This window comes from Vibrio sp. LB10LO1, assembly GCF_010092875.1.
Taxonomy (GTDB): domain Bacteria; phylum Pseudomonadota; class Gammaproteobacteria; order Enterobacterales; family Vibrionaceae; genus Vibrio; species Vibrio campbellii.
This window is the reverse complement of record NZ_JAADJW010000022.1, coordinates 24,224-39,717: the sequence shown is the minus strand read 5'-3', so window position 1 is coordinate 39,717 and position 15,494 is coordinate 24,224. Positions and strand designations below refer to the sequence as shown.

The window sequence follows — 15,494 nt, the reverse complement described above, 5'->3', positions numbered from 1 at the left end:
ATTCTAAGCAATTAGGCGAGCTTAAACTTGCCCACCAGCGCTTCCAGTTCTTGAACTTTACGATTCAGACCTTCTACGCTTTGCGAGCTATCATTGGCCAATTGTAATGAACGGTTTGAGATATCGCTGATCGAGGTAATATCCGCAGCAATTTCTTTCGTCACTGCGGTTTGCTCTTCCGCCGCCGTCGCGATTGAGTTCACCATGCTTTGAACGTGCGCCGCACCCGAAACGATTTCTTCCAGTGAGTTCACTGCACCAGAGCTTTGACTCACACCAATTTCAACCAAACGACAGCCATCTTCGGTGTAAGTTACTGCCTCTTGAGTACCGACTTGAATAGCTTGGATGATCTCACCAACTTCTTGTGTTGCCTTTGTTGTGCGTTCAGCCAGAGCGCGTACTTCATCGGCAACCACAGCAAAGCCACGACCAAACTCACCTGCACGTGCCGCTTCAATCGCTGCGTTCAATGCCAGCAGGTTCGTCTGCTCTGCGATATCTTCAATCACTTTGATAACCGCGCCGATCTTCTCACCATGAGAGCCTAGACTGTTCATCTGCACCGACATATCCGACATCTGCTGAGATACCTGTTGAATGCTTTCCACCATCTCTACAATCACGGTGCGACCTTGTTCAGCGGTTGATTCCGAATTGCGTGCTTCTTCAAACGTCGCAGCACCTTGCTCGGCAACTTGAGAAATGGTCAAGCTCAACTCTTCTGCCGCAGTCGCAATCAAGTTTGCTTTATCAGATTGGCTGCTTGCACCCGACACAATATCTTGGCTCACAACGGATAGTTCACCGGTAACAGATTTCACCTCTTCCGACACAAGCGAAATCGAACCAATAAGGCTGGTCAAAGACGCCTGCATCTTATTTAGTGACGTCGCTAGGTTAGCCAGCTCATCACCCGATTTATCCTCAATCGGATCGACGGTTAAATCACCTTCTGCAACGCGCTGTGCTAATTCATCTAACTTACTCAAACGGTTGGTGATTGAGTTCGACAACAAGTACGCAATCACACCTGTTGCAATCAAAGCAATCGAACCCAACACAGAAATCGTCAGCTCAATACTGTTAAACGAATCAGAGAGATCGAGTAATGCCTCACTGGTGCTTTGGCGACCATCGAGTGATGCGGCATCCAGAATGGATTCAAGTGGTGCTAGATTCGCATCATAAAGTGAGCGAAGACGAGCAACGTTCTCCTCAACATTTTCCAAACCTAGGTTGGTCAGAACTTGTGATTCAAAGTCACGGGTAAAGTTACCCATGTAACGCTCAGCTTTTTCAACGTTACGGTAATCTTCACCACCCACCGTTTCTAGGCGTTTAACCTCGGCAATAGCGGCAGAAAACTCCTTTTTATTAACTTGATACTCAGCTTGGGCCCCTGCGACACCAACGATACTGCCCAACGCATCACGATAAACATCGCCAGCTTCATCGATCAAAATAAGATACTGCACTGTTTCAGGAACGTCGTCCGTTCTCACCTCGTCAGCCACTTCGTGCGAGTTCAATACCTCTAGCATGATAATCCCGATCATCACTAGCATGATTGCCAAAATGGCACCAAAACTCGCGTACAGTTTTTTACGAACAGACATTGTCACTAATAACCTTCCTTACTCTGATTTCTTATTTCTAACTTAGTTAATCCACATATTTACACATGCTTTGTAAGGGTTATCGGAACGAACTTATGCAACTTGAGTACAAACTTTTGTGATCCACCTCACCCTGCGAGCTATCTCACAATTAATACCTATTATTGATATTAATTCCATCAATCCTATAAATAATGAATATAAAAAAGCGGGAGTCTATGAAGACTCCCGCTTATTAATTTTCGAATTTGGCTGATTGCTGTTCGCTTATAGCTTCTTAGAGAAGATACCCGCTAGAGCAATGATGCCGATACCTAGTAGCATGATTTCGCCCTTACCGCTGTCGAAACCAGACTTGATACCCATGAAGGCTACGATAGCGATAGCAACTGGGATTACGTATTTCACTAGGTTGTACCAAAGACCAAATAGTGGGAAAGATACTTTACCGTCGTTAGTGATCTCTTTCTCAAGGTCAGCACGGTTTAGACGCCAGCCTGCGAAGATACATACCAACATACCGCCAACCGCTAGGAAGATCTTATCTGTTAGTAGGTCGAAGATGTCGAATGCACCTGTACCGAATAGTGTTGGACCAACACCGCCAAGCGATAGTGATGCAAACACACATAGTGATGCCATTACGACACTTGCAGAAAGTACTGCTGTTGAACGCTTCAGGCCTTTCTCATCGATTAGGTAAGAAACCACAACTTCCAATAGAGATACTGAAGACGTCAATGCCGCTACTGTTAGACCGATGAAGAACATCAGAGCAAATAGAAGACCAATTACGCCGCCCATTTCAGCAAACAGCTGAGGTACAACAACGAATACTAGACCTGGACCTGCTGCTGGTTCCATACCGAATGCGAACATTGCCGGGAACATTGCAACACCTGCAAGGATTGCAACACCAGTATCCATCGCAGTAACCATACCTGTAGTCTGAACTAGGTTCTCTTTCTTCTTAAGGTAAGAACCGTACGTCATCATACAACCCATACCAAGAGATAGTGAGAAGAATGCTTGGCCTAGCGCCGCTAGAACAACATTGCTGTCTACTTTCGAGAAGTCTGGCATGAATAGGAATTCAAGACCCGCCATTGCACCCGGTAGCATCAGACCTTTCACAGATACAACGATCAGGATAAGGAATAGAAGAGGCATCAGGATTTTACCCGCTTTCTCGATACCGCCGGAAATACCCTTCATTACGATAACGATGTTAAGGAATAGGTAAACACCCATCCATAGTAGCGGTTGAACTGGGTCAGAAATGAAGCCGCCGAAGCTGTCACCAATTGCTTCAGGAGTACTTAGTAGACCACCACCTACTTTGAAGATGTACGCTAGCGCCCAGCCACCTACTACAGGGTAGAAACCCATGATAAGTAGACCACTCAGTACGCCGATAACACCGGTAAATGTCCAACGACGATCAGTCGATTTGAAAGCACCTACTGCTGAAAGACCTGTCTTACGACCAATAGCGAATTCAGTAAGCATTACGCTAAAGCCGATAAAAATAACAAACAAAAGGTAGATTGCAACGAACGCACCGCCGCCGCTCTCACCCGCTGTGTAAGGGAATTTCCATATATTGCCTAAACCGACAGCGGAACCCGCTGCTGCCATTACGAAGCCTAGTTTAGACCCCCACGTATCACGTGGTGCTGCTGTATTTGTAGCCACGCTTTTTCTCCAAAGTATTTTGTTGTGTTTGCATAGAGATAGGCGTCTAGAATATGTTCGTGTAAATATTAATGTACACTTTATAAGATGTTTGTGTGACGCTCTATGTATGGTCAGTAAAGCAGTTTCAATTTAAAATTGGAACCCCGATCAGCACATTTATCGCACAAATGTATTATTGTTCACGCTAAATGCTGCTTTTTTGTGCAAAAGTTAATGTTTCGTCCGACTTTTCACACATCAGTAACACAAACCCCCGTTATAAAATTCATTTCACATTACAAAGTCGTTCTGCCCTAGGATTATGAAAATAGTTTCCCGTTCCGGCATTTGCGCTTAATATCCATATTGGGCTTATTACTTTTGGCGTATATGGACAAGTTCTATCACTTTATCACCCTCGCTGGCATCGGGCTTTACTGGTTTCTCGTTGCTGGTGTTACTATTCGCGTCGTTTTAAAGCGTCGTGCAGTTAGCGTCTCCCTCGCATGGCTGATGATCATCTACATCCTGCCAGTGCTAGGTGTTGCCTGTTATTTCTTATTTGGTGAGCTTAACCTTGGCCGAAAACGTGCAGAACGGGCCAAAGTGATGTTCACACCGTTCCAACAATGGTTCACTCAGTTAAATGATTGTAACGCACATGTTCCAGAAGCAATGGGGCGTCATATCTACCGCATTGATGAATTGTGTAACAACCGTTTGGGCCTTCCAGCACTGAGTGGCAACACGCTTTCGCTTCAACAGTCACCGGATGAGATCCTTCACTCCATTATTAAAGACATCGAAAATGCACAACACAGCATCCGCATGGTGTTCTACATTTGGCATCCGGGCGGCTTAGCCGACTCTGTTGCTTCTGCATTGATTCAAGCGGCGAAGCGTGGCGTGGATGTTAAGCTGCTGCTCGACTCAGCCGGTAGTCCGCGCTTCTTCCGCAGTCCTTGGTACAAGATGATGAAAGATGCGGGCATCGATGTGGTGCAAGCATTAGAAGTAAAAATGTGGCGTATCTTTCTACGCCGTCTTGATTTGCGTCAGCACCGCAAGATCATCGTGATTGATGACGAGATCGCCTACACAGGTTCAATGAACTTGGTCGATCCTGCTTTCTTTAAACAAAGCAGCGGTGTCGGTCAGTGGATTGATATCATGGTGCGCATTACTGGCCCGACAGTGAACGTATTGAGTGCTATCCACTGTTGGGATTGGGAAGTAGAAACTGGCGAGCGTCAGCTACCGACTCACCCTGAATGCCGAGTCGATAATGATGAATTTCAACACCCGATTCAAGTCGTACCATCAGGTCCGGGTATGCCGGAGTACTTGATTTACCAAGTGTTAACCTTGGCAATCAACCAAGCGAATCGTTCTGTGAGGATCACGACACCTTACTTTGTTCCAAGTTCTGACCTACTTGAAACATTGAAGATGACCGCACAACGAGGCATTGATGTAGAGCTTATCATTCCTCATAAAAACGACTCCATGATGGTGCAATGGGCATCACGTGCCTTCTACAGTGAGCTAATGGCAGCGGGTGTGAAAATCTACGAGTTCTATGGTGGCTTGCTGCACACTAAGTCCGTCGTCATTGATGAGCAATTCTGTTTGGTTGGCACAGTAAACATGGATATGCGCAGTTTATGGCTGAACTTTGAAGTGACGCTTGCGGTAGATGATGAAGAGTTCACCAAACAAATGTCATCACTACAAGACGCTTACGTCCAACAGTCACACACGGTCGACAAAGATGAGTGGGCAAAGCGCAGTATCTTTTCCCGCTTTTTAGAGCGCGTTTTCTATCTATTTAACCCATTACTGTAATAAATAAGATAAAGCCGCTAAATCTCAATAAAACCGACAGATTCATGCTGTCGGTTTTCTTTTATACGCCCTATAACACTGTTTTTCGAGTGATGCTCGGACAAGTCGTTTCATTTCTATTTTTCCCTTGCAAACCACCCTTGCTCCATGTTTTAAATATTGAAAATCGTAATTTAGACAGGGAATTTTTATGTCAGAAGGCAAAAAGACCAAACTCGTCACCGCTGGTCGTGACAAGAAGTGGACTAACGGTGTGGTTAACCCACCTGTTCAGCGAGCTTCCACCATCGTGTTTGATACCGTTGCAGAAAAAAACCAAGCGATGATCAATCGCACCAACAAAACTCTGTTCTACGGGCGCCGCGGCACAAACACACACTTTGCCTTTCAAGATGCGATGGTTGAAGTGGAAGGCGGTGCGGGCTGTGCCCTTTACCCATGTGGTACCGCTGCGATTTCTAATGCGATCCTGTCTTTTATTGAGACGGGCGATCACATCCTAATGGTCGATACCTGTTACGAACCGACTCGCGATTTCTGCGACACCATCATGAAAAAGATGGGCGTCGAAACGACTTACTTTGATCCTATGATTGGTGAAGGTATTCGTGACCTTATTCAACCGAATACCAAAATCCTTTTCTTAGAGTCTCCTGGCTCAATCACAATGGAAGTGATGGACGTTCCGACGATGGCAAGCATCGCCCATGAGCGTGAAATCATCGTGATGCTGGATAATACTTGGGGCGCAGGCGTGAACTTCTCCCCATTTGACCACGGCGTCGATATCTCTATTCAGGCAGCAACCAAGTACATTGTTGGTCACTCTGATGTGATGTTGGGAACAGCGGTTGCTTCTGAGAAATACTGGGACCAATTACGTGAGCAAAGCTACCTGATGGGTCAATGTGTTTCTCCTGACGATGCATACCTTGGCCTGCGCGGTATTCGTACTTTGGATGTTCGCTTACGTCAGCATGCAGAAAACAGCCTAAAAGTCGCACAGTGGTTGGCAAGCCGCCCTGAAGTCGATCACATTCGTCACCCTGCCCTAGAAAGCTGCCCTGGTCATGAGTTCTTTAAGCGCGACTTTACCGGTGGTAATGGCTTGTTCTCATTCGTATTGAAAAGCTCGTACCCGAAAGCAACCACAGCATTGTTGGATGGCATGAAACACTTCAGCATGGGTTATTCATGGGGTGGCTATGAGAGTTTGATTTTAGCCAACGAGCCGAAAAGCTTTAGCAGCTTACGTACCGTTGCAAATCCAAACTTCGAGGGCACACTGGTACGTCTTCACATCGGACTCGAGGATGTCGAAGACTTAATTGCAGACCTAGAAGCCGGCTTCGCACGATACAACGCGCTCGTGCTAGAAAAAGAAGCGTCTTTATAAGCATTCAGAATATCTATCAAATAGCCTCGCACTTCGAGGCTATTTTTCTGCCCTCGGCCATCACTCAACTAAATCATTGTCTCAATTAGAATTAACTAACATTCTAATATTCATGAGTTTAATGTTCATTGAATCTGTTGATTTTCTTTTGAGTAATCACAGAACAAGAAAATGCGCTGCAAATGAACTTCTCATCCTCAAAACTTATCTTCTAATTTATAAAATTGACAAGAGATCATACCACAAGGAGATAGTTTTGAAACTCAAATTCATAACAACAATGCTTTTCGTTTTAAGCACCTTACCCTTTGCATCTGCCAACGCCAGTGGTTACACAGAAACCAAATACCCCATTGTCCTCGTTCATGGACTGTTCGGCTTCGATACCCTTGCCGGAGTGGATTACTTTTATGGCATCCCACACTCTCTAACCAAAGATGGCGCAACGGTTTATGTCGCGCAAGTGTCTGCGACCAACAGCAGCGAGGCACGTGGAGAGCAGCTTCTTGCTCAAGTTGAAACGCTACTTGCCGCAACAGGTGCAGAAAAAGTTAACTTGATTGGGCATAGCCATGGCGGCCCGACAACACGCTACGTTGCTTCAATACGTCCCGATTTAGTGGCATCTGTTACTAGCATTGGTGGTGTGAACAAAGGCTCCAAAGTGGCGGACATCGTAAGAAACACCGTTCCAGAAGGCTCCATCAGTGAAGGCGTAGCAGTAAAGTTGGCAGAAGGACTTGTAACCTTGATCAACTTACTGTCTGGTGGTTCCGATCTTGACCAAGATCCGCTTGCTTCTTTAGCCGCACTCACTACTGAGGGCTCACTTGAGTTCAACCAATATTATCCTGAAGGTATTCCAACCAGTGCATGTGGAGACGGCGACTTATTGGCATCGAATGGCGTGTATTACTATTCATGGACAGGCTCTTCGAACTTTACCAACCTATTTGACCCAACTGACGGTGCAATGGTGGTTTTAGGCTTGGCATTTGATGGCCCCAACGACGGTCTTGTCGATGCATGTAGCACTCACCTCGGCAAAGTTATTCGTGATGATTACAAGATGAATCATCTGGATGAAATAAACGGACTGCTTGGTATCCACCACCTCTTCGAGACTGACCCAGTGACGTTATATCGCCAGCATGCTAATCGCCTGAAACTACAGGGTTTATAATAAGGAAGCCATCATGAAAAAAGTCGCTCTTATCACATTGTCCGTTGTATCACTGGTTAGTGTAGGAGCGGCTTACCTGTACCAACCTCAATCATCGCACCTAATAAAGGCGAAATCACAACAAGACACCACTGTTGACCTATCCTCGCAGAAAGATTTCTTCGAGTACTCTTTAAGCAGTTTGGGAGAGCAAGACCTTGAAGCGATAAAAGCGACTGTGAATGCTGGTGAGTTGCAGAAAAACGCCCTCGGCATCAGTTCTGAGTTGTTCGACACTTATCTCGCTTACAAAGAAGCACTCTCTAAGCTGGAACCTTTTGAAGGGGGGTCATTATCATTACAAGAATTAAAGCGGCTCGATGATGCGATCCTAGCGATGCAAAGAACATTTTTTACTGACCAGCAAATTGCCCAACTGTTCGATGAAGAAAACCGCCTACGCCAACTAGCAATTGATAAGCTTGCTATTCAAGCAGCCAAGTTAGATGCGAATACTCATCAACAAATGCTAGAAGAAACCCTCGCTGCACAACCTGAGTACATTCAACAAAGTGAGCGTAATAACGCACTGGTCTTGCAGCTTAATCAAGCCTCAGGAATGGACGCACAAGAGAAGTATTTGACTCGTGTTGATTTAGTCGGTGAAGAAGGTGCTCAGCGCCTCCAAGCGCTGGATGACAAACGAGCGGCTTTCAATACCTCACTCGATGACTATTTGAAGAAGCGAGCGGAGATCTTGAACAACGATTTTCTCGGCGAGGAAGAAAAGAAATTAGAAATTGCCGGACTAAGAGAACAGAGTTTTGAAGAAAAACAGTGGCGTCGCATCGAAGCATTAGAAAGAATTCATGATAGCGAGCAAAGATAAAACAAGGAGTTCGGTACGATTTAATAGTGAGAGTCTCTCGCTCTACTCCCTTCGCATACAGACAATTTGAGTGCCTCATCCGATAAAACCGGAACAGACTAAAAATCTGTTCCGGTTTTATTTTTGTCTCGTCACTTAACCTATTTGTTCCCAAAACAAAGAGGTACTAAACAATGAGCGCATTCCGTTATATCGTAAACTTTATTCAAACCAGCCATAATTACGAGATGAAGCGTGGGCTCTTGGCTAAGATGTTCTATTTAACGCCTGCCGAGAGAATCCAACGTTTAGACGAGGTCTTTGATACAACCCAATTCAGCGAAGAAGCCCTCTCCCTCGTATCAGACAATGGCAGTGCGCATCCCGAAGCTCAAAAAGAACAACGATAAAAACAATGAATAAACGTAAGCTGGAATTGTATGAGGATCTATTCAAGAAAGTAGGTCCCGGAAAAACCCATATTCACATTGGCGAGATTGCGGATGCTTTCCATTGCAGTGATCGTCACGCTCGCACGCTATTGAAACAAATGGGCGAGTATCAATGGCTGACATGGACTCCCATGAAAGGACGCGGTCAGAAAGGTGAATTAGTTTGCTTACAAGAACCGGTCACCGCTTGCTATCAGGCCGTTGACCACGCAATTGGCCAAGAGCGATATGATCTCGCCCACCAGCTTGTTGGTTTCCATGACCGAAGTGTCGCCTCCAACTTAAAACGATACTTGGCTCATACCGCCAACAACAGCGAAAACACCATCTATGCCCCCTTTCATCGTAAACTGGATTGGCTTCATCCCCACTTTGCGATGGGACGTACTGAACGCCACTTAATCCACGAGGTATTTCAGACCTTAGTAAGCCACGATGGAAGCGCCATTCACCCCAATCTCGCACACCATTGGTCTAGTTCGCACTCCCACACTTGCTGGCGCTTTCATTTAAGCAGCAGTGCGATGTTTCATGACAAGACGAATGTGACCGCTGAAGACGTCGTAACTAGCTTAAATGCACTAGTGAACTCCCATTATTGGCGTGGTTTGTATGACCACATTGATGCCATCTCTGCAGTGACACCTTACTGCGTTGAAATCAATCTCAGTGAACCCGATCCATTACTTCCTTCGTTATTGAGTCGGGCCGAAACGTCCATTCTTCCTAGTCGTTTTGTTCACAGTGAAAAGTTGGCGTTCCAACCCATTGGTTCTGGCCCATTTTCTGTCGATATCAATTCAGATAAGGTTTTGAGACTCAACCGAAATGAACATTACTGTGGACAAACTGCATTAACAAAACACATTGAAATTTGGATCCATGAAGAGTGGAAGCAGGATAAGAAATGCGCAGAAAACTTCTTTTTTCTTGAATCAGGAGAGGAGAATTACCAAGTCAGCACGCAAAACATCGGCCACTTCTATGTACTTATTAATCATAAAGATCTGCAAACTGACTCAATCAAACAAGGCTTTTCTACCCTAATGAGTCGTGATGAAAAATGCAGTTTAGCTTTGCCATTCCCGATCAGTTTTAGTTACGAAGACAATAATGAAAGCCGCCAGTTTTCTGCGAAGCTTCAAGCAGCGTTGCCTTCATCTTCTGACCAAAATAAGTCACATCAAGTTGAGTATGGGCGCGCTATCTCGAATCAAGATATCACCCTAGGTGGGATTCGATTGGAGGGGGATCAGAGCACCAGCTTGTTCGCTTTTTTCAAACTCTACCCTTATTGGCAACAATGTATGACTTGGCGCCAACAAAGCCGCTTAGAAGAAGTACTCAACCTAGCTCGATACGCTTCTTGTTCTGAGGAAAGAAAAGCCTTGATCAATACTTTGCTTCATGAACTAGCAGAGCAAAACATTTTATCGATTTTAGCGACGGAAGATTTAACCTTAACGATCCCTTCCAGAGTGGCAGGAGTTGAAATCAATACCATTGGTTGGTGTAACTTTTCCAAGCTTTGGATACAGCCCAATTAATGTTTAAAAGGTAACTGGCTTTACTTGGTGCTAAGTCTCTCTAGACAACACTCTTTCGCTAATGCCAGTCTCCTTCAACATTCGCTATTCAATAAGCAAAACCGATCAGTTGGATTTTTTCGGGCAACTTACCATATGGTCATCGACCATACCGACTGCTTGCATGAAGGCATAGCAGATCGTCTCGCCCACAAACTTAAAGCCTTTCTTTTTAAGGAACTTACTCATTGCTTTGGACTGTTCCGTAGAGACTGGCACTTGGCTCATGTCTGTCCAATGATTCACTATAGGTTTGCCATCAACAAACTGCCATAGAGCATTTGATAAGCTCCCGTATTCTTCGATTAATTGCTTTGCCGCTTTAGCGTTGCTAAATACCGAGTTAATTTTGCCACGGTGCTTAACCACGTCGAAGTTTTCAACGATGAACTCAGTACGTACTTCATCACGTTGAATGAGCTTATCTAAGTCATAGTTTTCGAATGCTTGGCGATAGCCTTCTCGCTTTTTCAAAATCGTAATCCAACTTAAACCGGCTTGCGCGCCTTCTAACGTGATGAACTCAAACAACACGTTATCGTCATAAACGGGTACACCCCACTCTGCATCATGATATTCACGCTCAAGTGGATGGTTCATCGCCCATGCACACGTATTTTGTTCCATATTCAATCCTTATAAAAACGCCCCTGACGTTAGCCAGAGGCGCTTTAGAACGTTACTTAAACTCAGTCGTTATTTTGGTACTGCTACCCTGTGGAATAGACGATACAACACTGGAACGACAATTAGTGTCAGTACGGTCGCAAAACCCAAACCAAACATGATGGTTACGGCCATCGGTTTAAAGAAGATATCCGGTAGTAGTGGAATCATACCTAGAATCGTCGTGATTGCTGCCATACATACAGGACGAACACGACTGACCGCGGCATCCACAACTGCGTCGTACGCTTCTTTACCCGACTTCATTTCAATCTCAATCTGATCAAGCAGTACGATACCATTTTTCAGCACCATACCTGATAAGCTCAAGAAACCTAGCAATGCCATAAAGCCAAACGGTGTATTCAAGGCGAGTAGACCGGTTGTTACACCGATCAATGCCAGAGGCACCGTTAGCCAAACAATCAGTGGCTCTTTGATTGAGTTAAACAAGAAGATAGTAATCAAGAACATGAACAGGTAACCCATCGGCATCGTCGTAAACAATGACGCCTTGGCATCGCCTGATGATTCATATTCTCCCCCCCACTCTAGCGAGTAACCCGGTGGCATTTCGATGGCTTCAATCGCTGGCTGCAGACGTTTTTGCAGTGTTGCAGCCGTCTCTTCACCTAAGATATCCGGATCTGCCATCACCGTTAGCATGCGCTTACGGTTCTTACGAACGATAATTGGGTCTTCCCAACGCATGTCGTAGCCCATGGTCACTTGTTGTAGAGGAATAAATTCACTCTGCGCAGGGCTCCAAATCTTCATGCCTTCGATGTTACGAATGTCGATACGCTCATCTTCAGGTAGTCGCGCAACGATTGGCATTAGTGTAGTGCCATCGCGGTATAGACCGATCGTCATGCCCGAGAACGACATAGATAGGAAATCATCAACGTCAGACTTGGTGATGCCGTAACGACGAGCTTGGCTCTCGTTAAATTGAGGCTCTAGCACTTGTGTACGTTCACGCCAGTCATGACGGATGTTAGTCGCACCAGGATCGGCGTACATTACGTCCATCACTTGCGCTGCAATAGTGCGAAGCACAGCAGGATCAGAACCAATGATACGCGCTTCGATCTTCGCTCCGCCGCCAGGACCCAATTCAATTTGCTTTAACTTGTAGTTAATTTCTGGGTAGTTGGTTTTGATATGCTCTCTAAAGCGATCCATTAATGGCGCTAAAGCTTCATAGTTCTCAACACGCGTGGTGATCTCACCGTAAGCTGCGTAGCTTTTCTCTGGCGCATAAGTCAGCATGAAACGCTGCAAGCCTTTACCAGCCGTAGTGGTAATGTGATCAACGTGATCTTGCTCAGCGAGCCAACCTTCCAGCTCTTTCAGCGTGTCATTCGTCGCTCGAATATCTGTCCCTTCAGGCAGCCACACATCCAATTGGAAAATAGGCGTGGTTGAAGATGGGAAGAAGGCTTGTTTAACGTAGGTAAACCCGTAGACACTTGCCGCCAGTCCCGCAACCAACACAACAACAGTGAACCATGCGCGGCGCATACAGAAGCTCAAGAACTTCTTGTACATGACAAACACAATGCCATTGTATGGGTCATTGTCTTCGCCCTCGCCACTCTTAATTTTCTGGCCTTTGAAGAAGATGTCCGCAAAGAATGGCGTTAGCGAGATTGCAGTGAACCAACTCAGCATTAGCGAGATAAGCAGTACCGTAAACAAGGTACCACAGTACTCACCCGTCGAGTCTTCAGACAAACCGATCGGCGCAAATGCGGTGACCGCGATAACCGTCGCACCCAATAGTGGCCACTTGGTTTGCGTGACGATGTCTGTTGCAGCTTGCAGTCTCGTTCGCCCTTTTTGGGTACCTATCAATATCCCTTCCACGACCACGATGGCGTTATCCACCAGCATACCTAGGGCAATAACCAAGGCACCAAGTGAAATACGTTGCAAGTCGATGGCTAAGTACTTCATGAAAATGAAGGTACCTAATACGGTCAACAACAAGATCAAACCAATCAGCAAACCAGAGCGCAAACCCATAAAGAAGAGGAGAACAACGATTACGATACCAACCGCTTGTGCCAAGCTGATAACGAAACCACTGACCGACTTGTCCACTTCTTTCGGTTGGTTGTAGATCTCTGAAATCTCAACGCCAACGGGTTGTTGGTATTTCAGCTCTGCAACACGACGGTCAAATGCTTTGCCCACTTCAACGACGTTCACACCCTGAGCAAAGGAAACACCCAAGTTCAGCGCCAATTGGCCGTTATAGTTGATGATGTTGGTTGGGACATCGACGTAGCCACGTTTAATTTCGGCAACGTCTTTCAAGAAGATAAGCCCTTGTGCACCCGACTCGGTCAACAATAGATCGCCAAGCTCATCAACACTTTGGAACTCACCAGTTGGTTGAATGCGGATGTACTCGTCACCAATTCTTATCGCACCGGCGTCAGAAACGACGTTTTGGGTCGACAGTAAGTTAAAGACGGTATTTGGAGAAAGACCAAGACTGCTTAGCTTCTTCATCGAAATTTCAATGAAGACTTGCTCTTGTTGTTGGCCTGAAACCGAAACCTTGCTCACCCCATCAACCAGTTCAAGCTCACGCCTCAAATAGTCAACATAGTCGAGCAGTTCTTTATAGCTATAGCCATCACCAGTGACCGCAAGCAAGATCCCATATACATCACCAAAGTCATCAATGACCGACGGTTCGTTCACACCCGGCGGTAATGAGCCTTTTAGATCGTTGACCTTACGGCGTAACTCATCCCATATTTGCGGCAAGTCATCTGGACCATAGTTGTTTTTCATGGTCACTGTGATTTGTGATAAACCACGACTAGAAATCGAGTTAACTTCATCCACATAAGTGAGCTGCTGGATGGCTTTCTCCAGTGGATAAGTCACCTCTTCCTCAACCTGTTGTGGGGTTGCTCCAGGGTAAGAAGTCACTACCATTGCATCTTTGATCGTAAAGGCCGGATCTTCTAGGCGGCCTAAACCAAAGAACGCGGAGACACCACCAATCAAGAAGATCAGCGATACCATCCAACTGATTACACGGTTACGAATGAAATACGCCGCGATGCCCGTTACGTTTTCATCATCATCTTTTTGAGGCACAACATTGTTTTGTTCACTCATTGAGTTGCCTCCTGCTTAACCACTTCCACTTTCATGCCATCTCTTAATCGGGAAACACCAGCGACAACCACTTTGTCGTCAAGCTCTAGGCCATCGAGAATCTGTACCGAGGTCTGTGACGCTTTGCCAGCGCGGACTTGCTTACGAGTCACCGTATTGTCGTCATTCAAGACCCAAACAAACTTGTTCTCGCGACTCAGATCATCACCATCAGCATTGAAGATCGCCTCAATTGGCACGTTGATGCCGATATTGAGATCGAGACCTGTTTTCTCATCTTTTGATGTTACATCCACTGCCATACCGTCAAGAATGTATTCATCTTTAGGCATTGGCAGCGACAGCGTCACAGTAAACGTGCCAGTGTCTGGATCAGGCTGTGTTGTAAACTCTTTGATATGCGCTTCATATTCGTTACCACTCGGTACACGAACCACGGCATTGATGCCCGATAAAAGCTCTTCTGTCGGAGGCTGGTTCACATACAAACGATCTGGGAGCTGAATCAGAACCTCAACGCGGTCCACACTGTGAATGTTCACAATGTATTGACCAACTTGAATGTTCTCAAACTGGTCGACGTTTACGCGAGAGATGATGCCGTCAACTGGTGCTTTCAGCTCCGTAAATGACAAACGCAGTTTTGCAAGTTCCAGTTCCGCGAGTGCAATTTGGCGTTGTGCTGCAATTTCATCAAATTGAGATTTCGCCAGTAAGCCTTTTTTCACTAGAGGCGCTGAACGGCGATATTGACTGTCTACAACAGAAAAACGTGCCGATGCGTTATCGACATCCAGTTGGTAGTCGGTTGGGTCTAGCGTGGCAATCACGTCACCTTTAATAACCTTGTCGCCTTCTTTGACTAATACGCGACTTACCTCTCCCGCTACACGGAAACTCAGATGTGAACGATCAGCAGCGTTCGCTACAGCGGGGAAATACAAGTTGTCATCAACCTTTTTTCCTTCCAAGGAAGCAACGCGAACACGAGGGGTTTCTAATTCTCTTTCCGGCCCTTTATCACCACAGCCAGCAAGTAATATCGCCGAACATAGAGTGGTTAAAGCTAAGACTCCTTTCAT

At 45.8% G+C, this 15,494-nt stretch carries 11 protein-coding genes; 6 read left to right on the top strand and 5 right to left on the bottom strand.

Going from position 1 to position 15,494, the window contains the following annotated elements:
- Positions 1 to 11 precede the first annotated feature (11 nt).
- On the bottom strand, positions 12 to 1,625 hold the full coding sequence (locus GXP65_RS16125) for a methyl-accepting chemotaxis protein (RefSeq protein WP_162860266.1): 1,614 nt from the start codon (positions 1,623 to 1,625) through the stop codon (positions 12 to 14).
- 261 nt (positions 1,626 to 1,886) lie between these two features.
- Positions 1,887 to 3,314, bottom strand: a complete 1,428-nt coding sequence (locus GXP65_RS16120; RefSeq protein WP_010646075.1) for a sodium-dependent transporter — start codon at positions 3,312 to 3,314, stop codon at positions 1,887 to 1,889.
- A 372-nt stretch (positions 3,315 to 3,686) separates the two neighbouring features.
- Here GXP65_RS16120 and cls point away from each other — a divergent pair, with 372 nt between their 5' ends.
- From cls to GXP65_RS16090, 6 genes are all read left to right on the top strand, one after another.
- Positions 3,687 to 5,141, top strand: a complete 1,455-nt coding sequence (gene cls / locus GXP65_RS16115) for a cardiolipin synthase (protein WP_038889485.1) — start codon at positions 3,687 to 3,689, stop codon at positions 5,139 to 5,141.
- 190 nt (positions 5,142 to 5,331) lie between these two features.
- A complete protein-coding gene (locus tag GXP65_RS16110; protein ID WP_162093255.1) occupies positions 5,332 to 6,537 on the top strand; it encodes a cystathionine beta-lyase in 1,206 nt (401 codons plus the stop codon).
- 280 nt (positions 6,538 to 6,817) lie between these two features.
- Positions 6,818 to 7,720, top strand: coding sequence for a triacylglycerol lipase (locus GXP65_RS16105; protein WP_038889487.1), 903 nt, complete (start codon positions 6,818 to 6,820; stop codon positions 7,718 to 7,720).
- 13 nt (positions 7,721 to 7,733) lie between these two features.
- Positions 7,734 to 8,588 (top strand): lipase secretion chaperone, encoded by an 855-nt coding sequence (locus tag GXP65_RS16100; RefSeq protein WP_162093254.1) that lies wholly within the window; start codon positions 7,734 to 7,736, stop codon positions 8,586 to 8,588.
- Between the two features lie 173 nt (positions 8,589 to 8,761).
- Positions 8,762 to 8,977: a hypothetical protein gene (locus GXP65_RS16095; RefSeq protein ID WP_005425706.1), complete on the top strand. Its 216-nt coding sequence runs from the start codon at positions 8,762 to 8,764 to the stop codon at positions 8,975 to 8,977.
- Positions 8,978 to 8,982: 5 nt separating this feature from the next.
- On the top strand, positions 8,983 to 10,566 hold the full coding sequence (locus GXP65_RS16090; RefSeq protein WP_162093253.1) for an SgrR family transcriptional regulator: 1,584 nt from the start codon (positions 8,983 to 8,985) through the stop codon (positions 10,564 to 10,566).
- A 105-nt stretch (positions 10,567 to 10,671) separates the two neighbouring features.
- Here the strand turns inward: GXP65_RS16090 and GXP65_RS16085 are convergent, their stop codons facing one another.
- The 3 genes from GXP65_RS16085 to GXP65_RS16075 all read right to left on the bottom strand — a co-directional run bounded on the left by GXP65_RS16085 (position 10,672) and on the right by GXP65_RS16075 (position 15,494).
- Complete coding sequence (locus GXP65_RS16085) at positions 10,672 to 11,232, bottom strand: DNA-3-methyladenine glycosylase I (RefSeq protein ID WP_005529300.1); 561 nt, start codon at positions 11,230 to 11,232, stop codon at positions 10,672 to 10,674.
- 69 nt (positions 11,233 to 11,301) lie between these two features.
- Positions 11,302 to 14,412, bottom strand: coding sequence for an efflux RND transporter permease subunit VmeI (gene vmeI, locus GXP65_RS16080; RefSeq protein WP_162093252.1), 3,111 nt, complete (start codon positions 14,410 to 14,412; stop codon positions 11,302 to 11,304).
- On the bottom strand, positions 14,409 to 15,494 hold the full coding sequence (locus GXP65_RS16075; RefSeq protein WP_162093251.1) for an efflux RND transporter periplasmic adaptor subunit: 1,086 nt from the start codon (positions 15,492 to 15,494) through the stop codon (positions 14,409 to 14,411). Before GXP65_RS16075 ends, vmeI begins: the two co-directional genes overlap by 4 nt.

Excerpts from the sequence above, each read along its gene's own strand:
- GXP65_RS16090 (WP_162093253.1), top strand. The coding sequence starts at position 8,983 with ATGAATAAACGTAAGCTGGAATTGTATGAGGATCTATTCAAGAAAGTA.
- GXP65_RS16085 (WP_005529300.1), bottom strand. The coding sequence starts at position 11,232 with ATGGAACAAAATACGTGTGCATGGGCGATGAACCATCCACTTGAGCGT.
- GXP65_RS16075 (WP_162093251.1), bottom strand. The coding sequence starts at position 15,494 with ATGAAAGGAGTCTTAGCTTTAACCACTCTATGTTCGGCGATATTACTT.
- cls (WP_038889485.1), top strand. The coding sequence starts at position 3,687 with ATGGACAAGTTCTATCACTTTATCACCCTCGCTGGCATCGGGCTTTAC.
- GXP65_RS16100 (WP_162093254.1), top strand. The coding sequence starts at position 7,734 with ATGAAAAAAGTCGCTCTTATCACATTGTCCGTTGTATCACTGGTTAGT.
- GXP65_RS16105 (WP_038889487.1), top strand. The coding sequence starts at position 6,818 with ATGCTTTTCGTTTTAAGCACCTTACCCTTTGCATCTGCCAACGCCAGT.
- GXP65_RS16110 (WP_162093255.1), top strand. The coding sequence starts at position 5,332 with ATGTCAGAAGGCAAAAAGACCAAACTCGTCACCGCTGGTCGTGACAAG.
- GXP65_RS16095 (WP_005425706.1), top strand. The coding sequence starts at position 8,762 with ATGAGCGCATTCCGTTATATCGTAAACTTTATTCAAACCAGCCATAAT.
- vmeI (WP_162093252.1), bottom strand. The coding sequence starts at position 14,412 with ATGAGTGAACAAAACAATGTTGTGCCTCAAAAAGATGATGATGAAAAC.